Source organism: Streptomyces sp. NPDC086766, assembly GCF_044746005.1.
Lineage (GTDB): Bacteria > Actinomycetota > Actinomycetes > Streptomycetales > Streptomycetaceae > Streptomyces.
This window is the reverse complement of record NZ_JBIVBI010000006.1, coordinates 414,385-429,661: the sequence shown is the minus strand read 5'-3', so window position 1 is coordinate 429,661 and position 15,277 is coordinate 414,385. Positions and strand designations below refer to the sequence as shown.

Sequence of the window (15,277 nt, the reverse complement as noted above, 5' to 3'; positions counted from 1 at the left end):
GAGCCGCCGGACAGGCCCCGCGCTGGTGGGACCGCCCTCAGCGGCGGCCCTGCCGGGCGCCGTTCGCCGCGCGCCTGCGCACCGAGGCGAACAGCGCGGCCGAGCCGACCGCCAGGGCGGCGGCCGAGCCGACCGCGACGTACGGGGCGCCGCCGTCGCCGCCGGTCTCGGCCAGGTCGCCGGAGGCGTCTGACGCACCGGCGGCCTCGGGCCGGTCGGCCGTGGACGCGTTCCCGGCGTTCGCGGTGTCGCGGGCGGCTCCGGCGCTCTCCGGCCGGTCCGCCGCCGAGGGGCCGGAAGCGGACGCCGGGCCGGACGCCGGGTCCGTCGCCGTACGGGCGCCGGTGTCCCCGTGGCCGTGGTGCCCGGCCGTCGACCTGCCGGCACCGTCCTCGATCTGCCGCCCGGTGGGCGCGGAGGCGGCCGGGGCCGGGGACGCGCCGGCCGCCGTACCGCCGCCACCGCTGCCGCCGCCGAAGACGACGTCCGAGCAGGAGTAGAACGCCTCCGGACTGTCCGAGCGCTGCCAGATCGCGTACAGCACGTGCCGGCCCGAGTGCTCGGGGAGGGTGCCGGTGAACGTGTAGAAGCCGCCGGACGCCACCGGGTCGGTCGCCGTCGCCACCGGGTGCGCGAGGTCGAGGTCCGCCCAGGCGAGCGGCTTCGCCGGGTCGTAGCCGGCCTTGGTGAGGTAGACCTTGAAGGTGCCCTTGTGCGGGGCGGTCACCCGGTACCTGAAGGTGTACGAGCCGCCGCGCACCCCGGTCGCGGGCCAGTCCGCGCGGGCCAGGTCGAGGCCCTTGAACTCCGGGTTGTTCGCGCTGCACAGCCTGCCGTCCGGGATCAGCGCCTGGTGGCGGCCGTTCGCGTCGCCGATCCGGATCCCGTTCCAGTCGTAGAGCGCCTGGGTGCCGCCGGCCGCGACCGCCGCCCTGCACGCGGCCGACTTCGGGCTCTCCGGACCCTCCGCGTAGCACTGGGCGACCCGGCTGACCGGGCCGCCCATGGACCCGTGGGCGGACGCGGGCGCGGCGGCCAGTACGGTCAGCGCGAGCGAGGCAGTGCCGAGGGCGGCGACGCCCGCGGCGGCCCCGCGGCGTCGGGCCGTCGTCCCCCGCTCGAACGGCGCGGAGAGCCTGGGGAAGGGCATGGAAGAACTCCTCGGAACGGTCCTGGGGGGGCGGGACCCGGAGCGCGGACTCCGGGCGCCGGATCCCGTGGGGGCGATCAGCAAGCTAGCCCGCGGAAACCGTGAAATCGCCCGCCGGAGGCGGCGGGAGGAGATCCTTATGCTCGCGTTAAGGGAGCGCTGAGGCTGCGCTCAGACAGGGAGCGTGCGCGGCATGCCGAACGAGGTGATCCGGGCGGCCCGTGCCGCCGACGTCCCGGCCGTCGGGTCCGTGACCGAGGAGGCGTACCGCCCCTACGTCGCGCGCATCGGAGTGCGGCCGGCGCCCATGGACGCGGACCACGCGGCGGACGTGGCCGCGGGCAGGGTGTTCGTCGCCGAGGAGCCCGCGACGGGCCGGGTGATCGGCCTCGTGGTGGTCGAGGCGCACACCGATCACCTCTTCCTCGACAGCATCGCCGTCCGTCCCGACGCCCACGGCACGGGCGTCGGCCGGCTGCTGCTGGAGTTCGTGGACGCGCACGCGCGTGCGCTGGGCCTGCCCGAGGTCAGGCTCTACACCAACGCGATGATGTGGGAGAACCGCAGGATCTACCCGAAGTTCGGCTACGAGGCCGTCGAGCGCCGTGTGGACGGGCCCTACGACCGGATCCACTACCGCAAGCGGCTGGTCTGAGACGTCTCATGTCCGGGCCCTCGGCCCCTCATCCGTCCGGCCACCAGGTGCGCGCGATGTCCTTGCGCACTTCGGGGCGCGCGGCGGGACGCTCCTCGGCCTCCTCGCGGACCCGGCGGGTGTCCGTCTTCCTCAGGGGCTTCTGCACTGTCGTACGGCGCATCGCTGCCTCCTTCGACGCCTACCGAGTCCGTGCTGCCACGGTGGTAGACCGTTGCGGGCGAGAGTTCCTCATCGGTGCGGGTCTGTCTGTGGCCGCTGTCACATTCGACTGTCAGTGGCGGGTGTCACCCTGGGACGCATGACGACACGGATCACGGACGACGGTGACGGGCCGGTTGCGGCTCGGGTGGACTGGGACGCGCAGGCCGCCGTCTTCGACGACGAGCCGGATCACGGGCTGCGCGACCCGGACGTGCGCGCGGCCTGGGCCGAGCGGCTGCGCGGCTGGCTGCCGGGACGCCCGTGCGACGTCCTCGACCTCGGCTGCGGCACCGGCAGCATGTCGCTCCTCGCCGCCGAGCAGGGGCACCGGGTGACCGGGATCGACCTGTCCCCGGCCATGGTGGAGCGGGCCCGCGCCAAACTGGCCGGCCGGGACGCGGCGTTCCTGGTCGGCGACGCGGCCGCGCCACCGGTGGGCGAGCGGCGCTTCGACGTGGTCCTGGTGCGCCACGTGCTGTGGGCGCTGCCCGAGCCGGACCGGGTGCTGCGCCACTGGCGGGCGCTGCTGCGCCCGGCCGGGCGGCTGGTCCTGATCGAGGGCCGGTGGGGTTCCGTCACGCCGGTCGGCATACCCGCGCACCGGCTGACCATGCTTGTACGCCCGCTCGCCGAGGAGATCCGCAGCGAACCGCTGTCGGCCGACGCGCGGCTGTGGGGCCGGGAGGTGGACGACGAGCGGTACGCGGTGGTGGCGGAGGTCGGGGCCGCGTAAGGGGCACGTCGAAGGCGCCGCCGCTCCGCGGCCTCAGGCCAGCAGTGCCTCGAAGCCGTCCCCGCGGGCCAGGGCCTCCAGGGTGTCGAGGGCCGCGACGGCGGCCGCCGCGGCCTCGGGGTCCGTCCGCGCCAGGCCGCTGTCCGCGAACTCGTCCTCGTCCAGGCGCCGTACGTCCGTGCCGTCGGCGGAGCGCCACAGGTCCAGGTCCAGATCCTCGACCACCAGTTCCGCGCCGGAACGGGTGGCCGGGCGGGTGACGTCGCAGTACCAGCCCTTCACCGCGCCCCGGGCGTCCCGGACCTCCTTCACCGCGTACCAGCGGTCCCGCCAGTAGTACTCGGTGAAGACGTCGCCCGGCTCGAACCGTACGAAGCCGAAGTCGCGCGCCCCGTCGCCCGCCCACGGGGCGCGGACGACGATCCGGGTGCCGTCGTCGGCGAGCAGTTCCGCCGGGTAACGGATCTTCGTGGCGCCCGCCTTGACGAGGACGACATCCAGGAGCCCGCTCGGCTCAGCGGAGTTCGCGTACATGACGCACCTCCGTGCCGCAGATCTCGTACCCGAACCACTTGTTGATCGCCATCATCGGCCCGTTGCCGGCGTCGTTGCCCGTGAACGCCTCCGTGTATCCGGCGGCGCGGGCCCGGTGCAGCGAGTCGTTCTTGGCGAGCTTGGCCAGGCCCCGGCCGCGGAAGGCGCGGGCGGTGCCGGTCATGACGGTGCCGTACCGCCTCCCGCCGTCCGTGCGGGCCGCGCTGAACGCGGCGGGACGCCCGTCGACCACCGTCACCGAGGTCAGCTCGGCGCTGAACAGCGGGTGCCGCCAGGTCTCCTCCAGCCAGGCCTCGTAGTCGGTGAACTCCGTGTCCACGTCACTCGGTTCGTCCGCCACGGTCTCCGCGTCCAGGGCGAACAGGGGCCGCGGGTCGTCGGCGAAGTCCGAACCCCGGCGCACCTCGACGCCCGGCGGCGGGGCCTGGAGCGGCGGGAGCGCGCCGTTCGCCAGGTCCAGCCGGAGGAAGTGCGCGGCGCGGCTCGCTCGGTAGCCGTGCCGCTCGGCGAAGGCCCGGCTGCCCGGCTCGTCCAGCACCCAGGAGAACAGCTTCCTCGCCCCGTGGGCGGCCAGGTGCTCCTCGGCGGCGCGTACGAGGAGGCGGCCGGCGCCCCGGCGGGTGTGCCCGGGGTCGACGTACACGTTGATGTTGCCCTGGCCGGGCTCGGGGCTCTCGTGGACCATGTGCACCTGCGCCGTGCCGATCACCTCGCCGTCCGCCTCGGCGACGAGCGGGCGGTAGTGGGCGGCGGGGTGCATGTGGAGGAGGTCGTGGGCCAGGGACTCGGGGGTGAACAGGATGAAGGGGAGCGCGAGGTGCCGCACGCGGGCGAAGCCCTCGAGGTCGGCCCGCGCGTCGGGCCTGAGGTCGCGGATGGTCACGGTCATGAGGGCGCACGCTACGGGGGAGAACGGGCGGGGTGCCTCTCATTTTCCGCCGGGTACGGGACAATCGGCGGGTGACGTTGAAGATCCACATCGAGGACGGCGCACCGCCGTACGAGCAGGTGCGGGCGCAGATCTCCGAGCAGGCGCGGTCGGGGGCGCTCCCGGTCGGGTACCGGCTGCCCACGGTGCGCGGGCTGGCCGAGTCGCTCGGGCTCGCCGCGAACACGGTCGCCAAGGCGTACCGGGCGCTGGAGGCGGACGGGGTGATCGAGACGCGGGGGCGCAACGGCACGTTCGTCGCGGCGGCCGGCTCGGCCGCCGAGCGCGAGGCGGCGATGGCCGCCCAGGGCTACGCGGAACGGGTACGGCGGCTGGGTCTGGACGAGGACGCCGCGCTCACGGCAGTCCGCGACGCCCTGCGCGCGGCCTACGGGAAGTAGCAGCCCTGCGCGCGGAGCTCGCGGACCCGGAACCCTGCGCGCGGAGCTTGCGGGCGCGGGAACCGGCGGGGCCCTGCGGGCCCGGAGCCCGGTGGGGGGCGGGCGCGGAAGTCGGTGGACGGCGCCCGGACGCGGATGTCGGCGGGTGGTCTGCGGCCCGGAGCCCGGTGGGTGGTGCGCGGGCGCGGAGGCCGGCGGTGGTCTGCGGGGGGCGGACGTCGGCGGGCGGGGTACGGGCGGGACGTCGGCGGGCGGCCGGCGGACCCGGGCCCCGCGGACGCGGAGGCCGGCGGCCGGACCACGGGACCGGAAGCCGCGGGCGGGCCCTCGCCGGACGCCGGTGGTGCGTGCCGCGGCGGGCGGACCCTGCCGGTGCGGGGCGTGCGAACGGCTATCGGGCCGCTGTCGCGAGCCGTCGCGGGGTTCTGGTGACCTCGAGGCCCGCGATCGCGGCCACCCGCGCGAACAGCATCGCGTCCCGGACCGCCGCGCCCGCCGGGTCGTTGTTGAAGTAGGCGTACACGTCCTGGTCGTCCGGCCAGGCGGCCGCTATCCGGTCGACCCACGTCTCCAGGGACCGGCGACCGTAGTGCGGCCAGGCCCGGGCGCGCCCCACGTGGAAGCGGACGTAGCCCCAGTCGGTGGTGCGCCACAGCGGCGTGACCGGACGGGCGTAGGCGTCGGCCCAGCACAGCGCGGCCCCCCGCTCCCTCAGCACCGCCCGCACCTCGTGCGTCCACCACGACATGTGGCGCGGCTCGACCGCGACCCGGGTGCCCGCCGGGAAGCACGCCAGGCAGGCGTCGAGCAGCCGCGCGTCGGCGAGGAGCGTCGGCGGGAGCTGGAGCAGCACCGGTCCGAGCCGGTCGCCGAGTCCCTCGGCGTGGCTCATCAGCCGGTGTACCGGCTCCGCGGGCTCCTTCAGCCGCTTGACGTGGGTGAGATAGCGGCTCGCCTTGACCGCGGCGACGAAGTCCGGCGGCACCCGCTCCCGCCAGGCCGCGAAGTTCTCCCGCGACGGCAGCCGGTAGAAGGCGTTGTTGATCTCCACCGTGGCGAAGTGGCGGGCGTACTCCTCCAGCCACAGCCGCACGGGACACCCCTGCGGGTAGAGCACGCCCCGCCAGTCCTTGTACTGCCAGCCCGACGTCCCGACGAACAGGGTCATACCACCATCAAAGCACCGGCCGCGGCACCGGTCCTCCCGCGGTCGCCCGCGCACTCCGCGTCACAGGTACAGCCCCGCGTCCACCCCGCCCCGGGGCTCCGGCAGGGCGGTCGGGGACGTGCCCCGGCGCAGGGCGTACAGCTCCGCCAGGGTGGCGCCGTCGCGGCCGACGCCCTGGTCGGTGCCCAGCCAGCTCACCGACTCCGCGCGGGTCAGCGGCCCCACCTCGATCCGGGCCAGACAGCGGCCAGGCCGGACCACCGCCGGGTGCAGGCGCTCCAGGTCCTCGTTGGTCGTGACCCCGACCAGCACGTTGCGGCCCTGGCCGAGCAGGCCGTCGGTGAGGTTGAGCAGCCGGGACAGCGCCTGTCCCGCGGTGTGCTTGGCCTCGCCGCGGATCAGCTCGTCGCAGTCCTCCAGCAGGAGCAGCCGCCAGCGGCCCTTGCCCGCCACGTCCTCCTCGCCGATGGCGATGTCCATCAGGTAGCCGACGTCGGAGAAGAGCCGCTCGGGGTCGAGGACGCAGTCCACCTGGCACCAGTCCCGCCACGAGCGGGCCAGCGTCCGCAGCGCCGACGTCTTGCCCGTGCCCGGCGGGCCGTGCAGCAGGAGCAGCCGGCCCGCGATGGTCTCCGGGGTCGTCTTCATCAGGCGGTCCATCGCGTCCGCCACCGGGGCCGTGTAGTTCGCCCGCACCTCGTCCCAGGTGCCCGCGGAGATCTGGCGGGTGGTGCGGTGCGGTCCGCGGCGCGGGGACACGTACCAGAAGCCCATCGTCACGTTCTCCGGCTGCGGTTCCGGCTCGTCCGCCGCACCGTCCGTCGCCTCGCCGAGCACCTGTTCGGCCAGCTCGGCGGTGGTCGCGGTGACGGTGACGTCGGCGCCCCGGTTCCAGCGGGAGACCAGCAGCGTCCAGCCGTCGCCCTCCGCGAGGGTGGCGCTGCGGTCGTCGTCGCGGGCCGTGCGCAGCACCCGGGCACCCGCGGGCAGCAGCGTGGCGCCGGAGCGGACGCGGTCGATGTTCACCGCGTGCGAGTACGGCTGCTCGCCCTTCGCGAAGCGGCCGAGGAACAGCGCGTCGACGACGTCGGACGGCGAGTCGGAGTCGTCGACGTTGAGCCGGATCGGCAGAGCGTCGTGTGGGTTGGCAGACATGCCGCCATGATCCGTCACGGGACCGCCGGACGCACCCGCTTTCCGAGGTGCGCGTGAAGTGTCGCGGATCTCTCCGCTCCGTCCCCGCTCGTACGGAGTCGTCCGCCGTGGTGCGGTCTCGCCCGTCCTGTGGCGAAGTCGTCGCCCGGCGACACCTGCCCGGCGGGCGATTTCTGCCGTTACCGTCGCCGCTGAGGGGGCGTCACGGGTGGAGCTCGGGGGAGCGGCGGTGGCGGCTCACCGCACTGGGGGGCGTCGACGCGGCCGTTCCGGCCCTGGTCGTGACGCTGGTCGGCGCCCTGACCGGGAGCGGCGGCACGGCCGGCACCGCGCGCGACGGCGACAGGGCGCACGGCACGCCCGGCGTCCATCACCGGGGAGGGGAAGGCGCCGGAGGCTCCGGCCTCGAACGGCTCCTGACCCGCCACCAGGTGGTCGCACTCGCAGGGTCCCGGGCGTCCCGGGTGAAGCCGGGGCGGTGCACCAGGCCCCGGCAGTCGGACACGCCGTCGCTTCGCGCCCGGTTCTGAACATGCGTTCGGGGGAGCGGTGTGCCCTTTTTCGGACCGTATCCGTTCGGGTGATTTGTCTGAGTATGCGTCAGGGGTGGGTTGTTGACGACTTCATGGATTCTGTTGAGCGGCGAAAAAGTTTTGGCATGAACACTTCCAGTCAACACGCGTAGCTGCTACCACAGTTGTGGCAGAGATCCTGCTAAAGGGAGGTTCCATGAGACGTTCCCGATTTACCGCATACGTCAGTTCCCTCCTCCTGGCCGCCGGTATCGCTCTCACCGGGGCCGCGTCGGCGCAGGCATCCGAACTGGCCGCCGGCGGCTACGTGGCCCTCGGCGACTCCTACTCCTCGGGGGTCGGCGCGGGCAGCTACATCAGCTCCAGCGGCAGCTGCGACCGCAGCACCAAGGCGTACCCCTATCTCTGGAACGCGGCTCACACGCCGTCGTCGTTCGACTTCACCGCCTGCTCGGGCGCCACCACGGACGACGTCCTGGCCAACCAGCTCGGCCCGCTCAGCTCCTCCACCGCCCTGGTCTCCCTCACCATCGGAGGCAACGACGCGGGATTCGCCGACGTCATGACGACCTGTGTGACGTCGTCCGACAGCACCTGTCTCTCCCGTATCAACACCGCCATGGCCTATGTCGACTCGACGCTGCCCGGCAAGCTCGACAACGTCTACTCGTCGATCCGCGCCAAGGCCCCGTCGGCCCGGGTCGTCGTCCTCGGCTACCCGCGCTTCTACAAGCTCGGCACCTACTGCCTCGGCCTGTCCGAGACCAAGCGGTCCGCCATCAACGACGCGGCCGACCACCTCGACGCCGCCATCGCCAAGGTCGTCGCGAACCACGGCTTCGTCTTCGGCGACGTCCGCACGACCTTCACCGGCCACGAAATCTGCTCCGGCAGCTCCTGGCTGCACAGCGTCAACTGGCTCAACATCGGCGAGTCGTACCACCCCACCGCGGCCGGCCAGTCCGGCGGCTACCTGCCGGTGCTCACCAACGCGGCCTGACCCGTCACGGGGAGGCCGAGGCCGTTGGCGAAGCGGAGGCCCCGCCCGTCGGGGTCTCCGTCACGCAGGTCACCGAGAACGGCACCGTGTCCGAGGCGGTGCGCACCGGCGCCCGCACCTCGACACCGATCGCGTCGTGGTACGTCCCACCGTCCGAGTACGTCGTGACGGCCACCGTGTCCTGCCGGGAACTCCCCCCGCCCGCCGGGAACGACAGCGTCTTCCAACCGGGGTCGGAGACCTCGCCGTCGCGCAGCACCCAGCGGTAGGAGACCTCCGCGGGCAGCCGGCCCACCGTGAACGTCGCCGTGAAGGACGGCGCCCCGGCACGCGGCGGCGGGCACGTCCCGGAGTACGCCGTGTGCGTCCCCGTCAGCGCGACCCTCACCGACTGCGGAGCGGAGTGGGACGAGCCGCCGCCCGGGGAGGCGCTCGCAGCGCCACCGTCACGGGTGTGGTCCTCGCTCGGCGTCGGCGACGGCGTCACCCCGGCCCGGCTGCCGCCGGTGGTGCCGGCGCTCTCCTTCCCCCTCCCCCCGCCGCTCCGGTCGAGCAGCGCGTACGTCAGCCCGGCCAGGGCCAGCGCGAGGGCGGCCAGGCCCGCGACCAGCACCAGGGCCGTACGGCGACCGCCGTCCGGGCGCTCGCGGGCCGCCGCCGCGGCCCGGGTGGGCCCGGTCCCGGCCGGCGGGAGCGGCAGCGGCGGGGTCGGCGACCGCTCCTCCCGGACGGTGGCGACCGTCGGCGCGTACGCGGCCGCCGGTCCGGGGTCCGCACGGGGTGTGCCGCCCGCCCCGACGAGGCGCAGGTCCCGCTCGGCCCGCTCGGCCGGCATCCGCTCCGCCGGGTCCTTGCGGAGCAGTCCCTCGATGACCGGCGCGAGGGGACCGGCCCGGCGCGCGGGCGGCAGTTCCTCGTCGACGACCGCGCGCAGGGTGCTCAGCGGGGTGTCCTGCCGGAACGGCGAGCTGCCCTCGACGGCCGCGTACAGCAGCACCCCGAGCGACCACAGGTCCGACTCCGGGCCCGGGGTGCGGCCCAGCGCCCGCTCCGGGGCCAGGAACTCCGGGGAGCCGATCACCTCGCCCGTCATCGTCAGCGCCGAACTGCCCTCGACCGTGGCGATGCCGAAGTCGGTGAGCACCACCCGGCCGTCGTTCGCCAACAGCACGTTGGCCGGCTTCACGTCGCGGTGCAGCACCCCGGCGGCGTGCGCGGCGCGCAGCGCGGACAGCACCTCCGCACCGATGTGCGCGGCGCGCTGCGGGCCGATCGGGCCCTCGGCCTCCAGCAGGTCGGCAAGCGACAGCCCGCGCACCAACTCCATGACGACCCACGGGCGGCCGCCGTCGGTGGCCACGTCGTACACCGTGACCACATTGCGGTTCGAGACCCGGGCCGCCGCCCACGCCTCGCGCTCCAGCCGCGTGTACATCCGCTCCACGTCGGCGGCCGCCAGCCCCGCCGGCGCGCGCACCTCCTTGACCGCGACCTCGCGGTGCAGCACCTCGTCGCGGGCGCGCCACACGGTTCCCATGCCGCCCTCGCCGAGCGGGGACAGGAGACGGTAGCGGCCCGCGATCACACGCTCACGGCCCGGTTCTTCGGACACCGGCGCCCCCCATTCGCTTCCCGGCGATGTCTCCACTCGACGTGACTCGCGTGATTTCTCCCCAAAAGTAGCTCAGCCCAGTGCGGATGCCGCCCCCTTGAGCACCAATCCGGCACCGAGGGCCAGGACGACGCAGGCCGATCCCAGCGGCGCGGTCCGGCGCACCAGGGCCGCCAGCGGGCCCGCGGTCCAGCGTGGGCGCCGGTCCAGCACCCGGGAGACGCCGCTGCCCAGCCGGACGACGGCGAACCCGGCGGCGGTGAGGGTCAGGGCGAGCCCGGCACCGTAGGCGACCACGAGCAGCAGCCCGAACCAGGCCTGCCCCAGCGCGGCCGCGCCCACCAGGACGACCACGGCCGAGGGACTGGGCACCAGCCCGCCGGCGAAGCCGAGCAGGAGCGTGCCGCGCAGGGTGGGGGCGGTGGGGTGGGTGTGGGTGACGCCGCCGTGGGTGTGGGCGACGGCGGCGGGGTGGGGATGGTGGTGCCCGGACTCGTGCCCCCGGTCGTGTGTGTGGCCGGGGTCGTGGTCGTGCGCGTGTGCCGGGTCCTGGGCGTGGGCATGGTCGTGCCTGTCGTCGTGCGCGTGCCCGTGCCCGTGCCCGTGCCCGTGCCCGTGCCCGTGCCCGTGTTCGTGGGAGTGCTCGTGCCCGTGCCCGTGCCCGTGTTCGTGGGAGTGCCTGTGGCCGTGCGCGCGGTTGCGCCAGGCACGGCGTACGAGGTTCGCGCCGGCGACGGTCACCAGGACGCCGCTGGCGAGTCCCAGCCAGGCGATCACCGAGGGCGCGGCGGCCGAGCCCGCGGTGACCAGGAGGCCGAGGGCGACCACGCCGAGGGTGTGGGTGACCGTCACCGACGCGGCCAGGGGGAGGACGTCCCCGAGGCGGGCGCGCCCACCGCGTGCCGCCGCCGTGGCGGCCATCAGGGTCTTGCCGTGGCCCGGCGCCAGGGCGTGCAGGGCGCCCAGACCGACCGCGATCACCAGGGCGAGGGCGGCGAAGCCGAGGGTGAGGTCGTGGCGGGCGACCAGGTCGTCCAGGGCGCGGGTCCAGCGGTCGGCGCCGCGCGGGAGGACGGAGGCGGCGGGCGCGTCCGCCCGGTCCTCGACGAGGGCGGGACCGCCGGGGCGCACCCGCAGGAGGGCGGTGGAGGTGTCCGCGGGGGAGGAGAGCAACTCCTTCGGATAGCTGGTGAGTTCGTGCGAGGTGGAGGTCTTCGGCACGTCGGACACGGTGAGTGTCGTACGGTCGCCGGCGGCCGTGATCTCCCGCCAGCCGGGCCCGGAGGACGCTCCCGCGCTGCGGAAGCCCACGGTGACCGTGCCGCGCTTCGGCAGCGGCGCCGTCAGCGCGCACTCGACCCGGAGGGTGTGCAGGCCCGCCTGGCCGGGACGCGTCCGCGCGTGGCTGCCGCGGACGGCGAGCGCGGACCTCCGCCCCTGGACGGTGAGCCGGCTGCCCCGCGCGGCCCGCTCGCACCGCCGCCGGGCCCACGCGGTCGCGCCGAGCCGCTCGATGTCGGGCCCGGCCTGGGTCGCCGGGATCTCCGCGAGGTCCTCGACGTGGTCGACGCGCAGCAGGCCGGGGGCGGTGACCAGGCCGTCGTAGCGATTGACGGTGAAGTTGCCGAGGGGATGCGCGCTCGCGGCGGCGGAGAGCACGACGACCAGGGCGCAGGCGGCCGTGAAGACGGCCGCGGCGGAGGCGAGTACACGGCGGGGCCTCATCGGGCCGCCTCCAGGGACTTCAGGGCGGTACGGGCCGTGCGGGCGCCCAGCGGGGAGAAGCCCGGGTTCAGCCGCAGCGCGGCGGCGAGGTGGGTGCGGGCGTCCTCCGGGTGGCCGGTGGCGCGCTCGATCATGCCGCGGTGGTAGAGGAAGGCGGCGTTGCGGTAGCCGGTGGCCGCCGCCTGCCGGGCGTAGGGAAGGGCGTCCTGGTCGAGGCCGTTGACGTGCAGGGCCCAGGCGAGGGCGTCCGCGGTGTGCACGGTGTGGCGGCGGGCCCATTCGGCGCGGGCCGCGCGCAGGGCGGCCTTGGGGTCGCCGTGGTCGGCGGCGGCGAGCGCGGTGTCCAGGTCGGCGTTGACGCCGCCCGCGCGGGCCAGCGCGATCCAGGCGTCGACGAGGGCGTACTGCGCGTGCGCCCGCTTCCGGTCGCCGGCGGCGCCCCGGGCCTCGTACAGCTCGCCGAGTGCGACGAGCGGGCCGGGCAGCGGGTAGCGGGCGACGACGGCCTCCATGTCCTTGAGGGCGCCCGCGCGGTCACCGCTCGCGGCCCGGGCCCGGGCGCGGCCCTCCAGGGCGGGGAGGCAGGCGTCGTCGGCGGCCAGCGCCCGCGCGTACTGGCGCAGGGCGGTCCGGTAGTCGCCCTGGTTCCAGGCGAGCAGGCCGAGTTGCGTGGCGACGTACGCGATGTCGCCCGGGGAGGTGGCGGAGTCGAGGGCCCGGGTGAGGACGCGGCGGGCGGTGCTGACGTCGCCGCGCAGTTCGCGCACGTAGGCGTAGCGCGTGAAGACGGGGATGCCGGGGCGCCGGGCGTCGGCCGTGTCGGCGGCCCGCGCCGCCTCGCCGTACCGGCCGAGTTCCACCAGGGCGTCGATGCGCGAGGACAGGGCGCGCTCGCTGTACGGGTTCTGCCGCAGGGCACGGTCCGCGTAGGCCAGGGCGTCCACGAAGTCGTGCCGGGCGGCGGCGAGCGCGGCGCGCCCGGCCAGCGCCACATCGTTGCCGGGCGCCAGCTCCAGCGAGCGGGCCAGCGCCCGCCCGGCCCGCGGGTAGAGCGCCGGGTCGCCCTTGGTGCGCGCCTGCTCGACGTAGGCGAGTCCGAGGGTGGCCCAGCCGTCGTGGTCCCGGGGCTGCCCGCGCAGATGGGCCTGGAGCGAGACGACGCTCGCGTCGAGGCCGCCGCCGGCGAGCAGTTCGGGCGACACGGCGGGGGCCGCGGAGGCCGCGGGCACGCCTCCCGGGTCCCGGGCGGCCCCCACGGCGATCGCCCCGCCGGTGAGCGCCACGGCCAGCAGCAGCGAGGAGCCGGCGAGCCGCGCCGCCCGCCACCGCCGTCCGGCCGCCGCGACCCGCCGCACGGCGGCCACTCGCCCGTCGCTGTCGCTCGGGTGTTCGGCCGCGTCCGCCGCGGTGGTCGGTGTGTCGTCGGCGTCGGTGGGTTGTTCCGTCGCTCCCGCAATGGTGGTCCGCGTGTCGTCGCGGCGGGTGGGTTCGCGCCCCGCGTCCGCCGTGGCGACCCGCGCGTCGCCCCTGTCGGCCGGCTCCTCCGCCGCGTCCACCGTCCCGGCGTCCACCGTCCTTCCGTCCGCCGCCACGGCGGGCCGGGCGGGCGGTTCGGCGGGTTCTGCGGTGGGCGGTACGGCGGGGTGGTCGCCCGGGCCGTCGTCCGGCGCGTTGTCGTTGCTCCGCGGGGCCATGCCCTCTCCTCGGTCGCCTGGGTGGTGCGATGTGCTCGGTGGTGGACGAAGTCGTCGCGTGGGGCGGCGCGGCCCGCGCCGTGGGGGATGGGGTGAGCGCGGGCCGCGCCAGTCGGTGGGGCCGGCGGGTCAGTACGGCCGGCGCATCCGGCGGCGCCACCACGCCAGAGCCGTGCCGAGGAGCAGGATCCCGGCCGCGCCCGAGGCCGCCGAGGAGGCGATCAGGACGGTGTCGCCGGAGCCGGAGGACGCGCCCGCCGGCTGCAGCGCGTCGCCGAGCTGGCTGCGCACGTCGGTCCCGCTGGTCGTGCCCTTGGCGAGCTGCCCGCGCGAACCGGACGTCGGCTGGGCCACGTAGGGGAAGTACTTCTCGAACTTCTTGTCGTTGGCGTCGACCGCGTCGCCCAGGTCGTTCTTGGAGCCGACCAGTTCGCCCTCCATCACCTGCAGCGCCTCGTCGACCACGTCGTCGGTGAGTCGGCGGCCGTTGGGGAAGCCCGCGTTGTCGCCGTCGAGGACGCCCAGCCGCTTCGGGTGCGCGCTCGGCTTGACGGAGGTGTTCAGGCGCAGCTCCTCCGACGGCTTCACGTGCGGCGGCTGGTTGAGGCCCTTCACACCCTTGAGGAAGACGTCGACCAGGTCGTTGCGCGGCTCGGCGGGCGCCTTGATCTTGTAGATCTGCTCGATCAGCTTGGGCAGTTCGGGGTTGGTGACGTTCTTCAGGAACTGCGCGTCGTCCCAGGGCGCGGACGCGTTGAACCTGTCCTTGTCCTTCTGCGGGTTGACGACCTCGTTGACCAGCGGGTTGCCGAGGCGCGAGACCTGGCTCCAGCCGTCGCGGGCGTTCTTGCGCTGGGTGGTCGACCAGATGCCCACAACCGGTTGGGCGGCCGACTCGCGGATCAGGTCGTTCGGCACCTGCAGGGCGATCGAGTTGACGTTGTAGCCCTTGAGGGTGTCCCGGCCCACCTCGGAGAGGTTCCCGCCGTACAGCAGGTCGAAGACGCGCAGGTCGAGGAAGAAGGGGTCGTCGGCCTGCCCGGCGAAGGTCGCCGCGCCGCCGGCCGTCTTGTGGATCGCCTGGTCGCGCAGCTTGCCGTAGTCGGGCATCGACGCCTTGCCGACGTTCGACGGGGCGACCGGCACGTTGTCCGCGAGGCGCGTCTTGGAGACCAGCTTCTGGTGGCGCAGCTTGATGAGGTCGATGTCGTACGTCTGCGTGACGTTGAGGTTCGGGTCGTCGAGGCTCCTCACCGGACCCGTGTTGTAGAGGAAGGTGTTCTTGTTCTTGACGTGCGTCGTGAAGGTGTAGCGGAAGATCAGCTCGCTCTGCGCGTCGCCGTTGTTGTCCACGTGCAGGTCGTACTGCGCGTCGTCCGCGAAGGTGTAGAAGTTCGGTCCGCCGGCCGGCTCCTCGAACGGTATCCAGTTCGCCACGATCGTCGTGGTGTCGGGCTTGTCCGGGCTGACGAACGCGTACACGTCGGTGTTGTCGTACTGCGGGGTGCCCGAGATGAGCGGGGCCTCCCGGTGGCTGGAGGCGGAGGCCGCCCCCGGTTCCAGCGCGGCCACGCCGACGGCCGTGAGCCCCCCGGCGGCCAGCGCCGCGCAGACGAGGCCGGCCAGGCCCCTGCGCCCCGGACCGCCCCAGAGACTGGAAATAGGTGTCATGCCGTTCCGTCCTCAGTGCCGACTTGCCTGTCGACCGGGCATTCGGAGACCCCGCGGAGGCGGATTGGTCGGCGCGGAGATTTTTCTTTCCGC

The 15,277-nt window shown here is 74.7% G+C and carries 14 protein-coding genes; 4 read left to right on the top strand and 10 right to left on the bottom strand.

Annotated features, from left to right (window positions below; translation table 11 throughout):
• Window positions 1-37: 37 nt before the first annotated feature.
• Window positions 38-1,150, bottom strand: a complete 1,113-nt coding sequence (locus ACIPM1_RS14945) for a lytic polysaccharide monooxygenase (protein WP_402433873.1) — start codon at window positions 1,148-1,150, stop codon at window positions 38-40.
• Window positions 1,151-1,343: 193 nt separating this feature from the next.
• On the opposite strand from ACIPM1_RS14945, the gene ACIPM1_RS14940 reads away from it, so the two are divergent.
• Complete coding sequence (locus tag ACIPM1_RS14940) at window positions 1,344-1,805, top strand: GNAT family N-acetyltransferase (RefSeq protein ID WP_402433869.1); 462 nt, start codon at window positions 1,344-1,346, stop codon at window positions 1,803-1,805.
• A 28-nt stretch (window positions 1,806-1,833) separates the two neighbouring features.
• Here the strand turns inward: ACIPM1_RS14940 and ACIPM1_RS14935 are convergent, their stop codons facing one another.
• Complete coding sequence (locus ACIPM1_RS14935; protein WP_356190157.1) at window positions 1,834-1,968, bottom strand: hypothetical protein; 135 nt, start codon at window positions 1,966-1,968, stop codon at window positions 1,834-1,836.
• A 138-nt stretch (window positions 1,969-2,106) separates the two neighbouring features.
• Here ACIPM1_RS14935 and ACIPM1_RS14930 point away from each other — a divergent pair, with 138 nt between their 5' ends.
• Window positions 2,107-2,742 (top strand): class I SAM-dependent methyltransferase, encoded by a 636-nt coding sequence (locus tag ACIPM1_RS14930; protein WP_402433865.1) that lies wholly within the window; start codon window positions 2,107-2,109, stop codon window positions 2,740-2,742.
• A gap of 33 nt (window positions 2,743-2,775) precedes the next feature.
• Here the strand turns inward: ACIPM1_RS14930 and ACIPM1_RS14925 are convergent, their stop codons facing one another.
• Window positions 2,776-3,276, bottom strand: coding sequence for a DUF402 domain-containing protein (locus ACIPM1_RS14925; protein ID WP_402433862.1), 501 nt, complete (start codon window positions 3,274-3,276; stop codon window positions 2,776-2,778).
• Window positions 3,257-4,186 (bottom strand): GNAT family N-acetyltransferase, encoded by a 930-nt coding sequence (locus tag ACIPM1_RS14920; RefSeq protein ID WP_402433859.1) that lies wholly within the window; start codon window positions 4,184-4,186, stop codon window positions 3,257-3,259. The genes ACIPM1_RS14925 and ACIPM1_RS14920 overlap by 20 nt, the downstream gene beginning before the upstream one ends.
• 71 nt (window positions 4,187-4,257) lie before the next feature.
• Between ACIPM1_RS14920 and ACIPM1_RS14915 the strand changes: the two genes are divergently transcribed.
• Window positions 4,258-4,626, top strand: coding sequence for a GntR family transcriptional regulator (locus tag ACIPM1_RS14915; RefSeq protein ID WP_402433856.1), 369 nt, complete (start codon window positions 4,258-4,260; stop codon window positions 4,624-4,626).
• A 391-nt stretch (window positions 4,627-5,017) separates the two neighbouring features.
• Here the strand turns inward: ACIPM1_RS14915 and ACIPM1_RS14910 are convergent, their stop codons facing one another.
• Together ACIPM1_RS14910 and ACIPM1_RS14905 are read right to left on the bottom strand one after the other, a co-directional pair.
• On the bottom strand, window positions 5,018-5,794 hold the full coding sequence (locus ACIPM1_RS14910) for a DUF72 domain-containing protein (protein WP_402433853.1): 777 nt from the start codon (window positions 5,792-5,794) through the stop codon (window positions 5,018-5,020).
• A gap of 60 nt (window positions 5,795-5,854) precedes the next feature.
• Window positions 5,855-6,949 (bottom strand): DUF5925 domain-containing protein, encoded by a 1,095-nt coding sequence (locus ACIPM1_RS14905; protein WP_402433850.1) that lies wholly within the window; start codon window positions 6,947-6,949, stop codon window positions 5,855-5,857.
• Between the two features lie 729 nt (window positions 6,950-7,678).
• On the opposite strand from ACIPM1_RS14905, the gene ACIPM1_RS14900 reads away from it, so the two are divergent.
• The gene (locus ACIPM1_RS14900; RefSeq protein WP_402433847.1) at window positions 7,679-8,482 is read left to right on the top strand and encodes an SGNH/GDSL hydrolase family protein; all 804 of its coding nucleotides are present in this window, start codon (window positions 7,679-7,681) and stop codon (window positions 8,480-8,482) included.
• Window positions 8,483-8,486: 4 nt separating this feature from the next.
• On the opposite strand, the gene ACIPM1_RS14895 is transcribed toward ACIPM1_RS14900, so the two are convergent.
• From ACIPM1_RS14895 to ACIPM1_RS14880, 4 genes are all read right to left on the bottom strand, one after another.
• Window positions 8,487-10,094 (bottom strand): serine/threonine-protein kinase, encoded by a 1,608-nt coding sequence (locus ACIPM1_RS14895; RefSeq protein ID WP_402433845.1) that lies wholly within the window; start codon window positions 10,092-10,094, stop codon window positions 8,487-8,489.
• A gap of 72 nt (window positions 10,095-10,166) precedes the next feature.
• Window positions 10,167-11,819 (bottom strand): nickel transporter, encoded by a 1,653-nt coding sequence (locus tag ACIPM1_RS14890; protein ID WP_402433842.1) that lies wholly within the window; start codon window positions 11,817-11,819, stop codon window positions 10,167-10,169.
• A complete protein-coding gene (locus ACIPM1_RS14885; RefSeq protein ID WP_402433839.1) occupies window positions 11,816-13,513 on the bottom strand; it encodes a hypothetical protein in 1,698 nt (565 codons plus the stop codon). The genes ACIPM1_RS14890 and ACIPM1_RS14885 overlap by 4 nt, the downstream gene beginning before the upstream one ends.
• A 129-nt stretch (window positions 13,514-13,642) precedes the next feature.
• On the bottom strand, window positions 13,643-15,184 hold the full coding sequence (locus tag ACIPM1_RS14880; RefSeq protein ID WP_402433836.1) for a DUF4331 domain-containing protein: 1,542 nt from the start codon (window positions 15,182-15,184) through the stop codon (window positions 13,643-13,645).
• Window positions 15,185-15,277 lie beyond the last annotated feature (93 nt).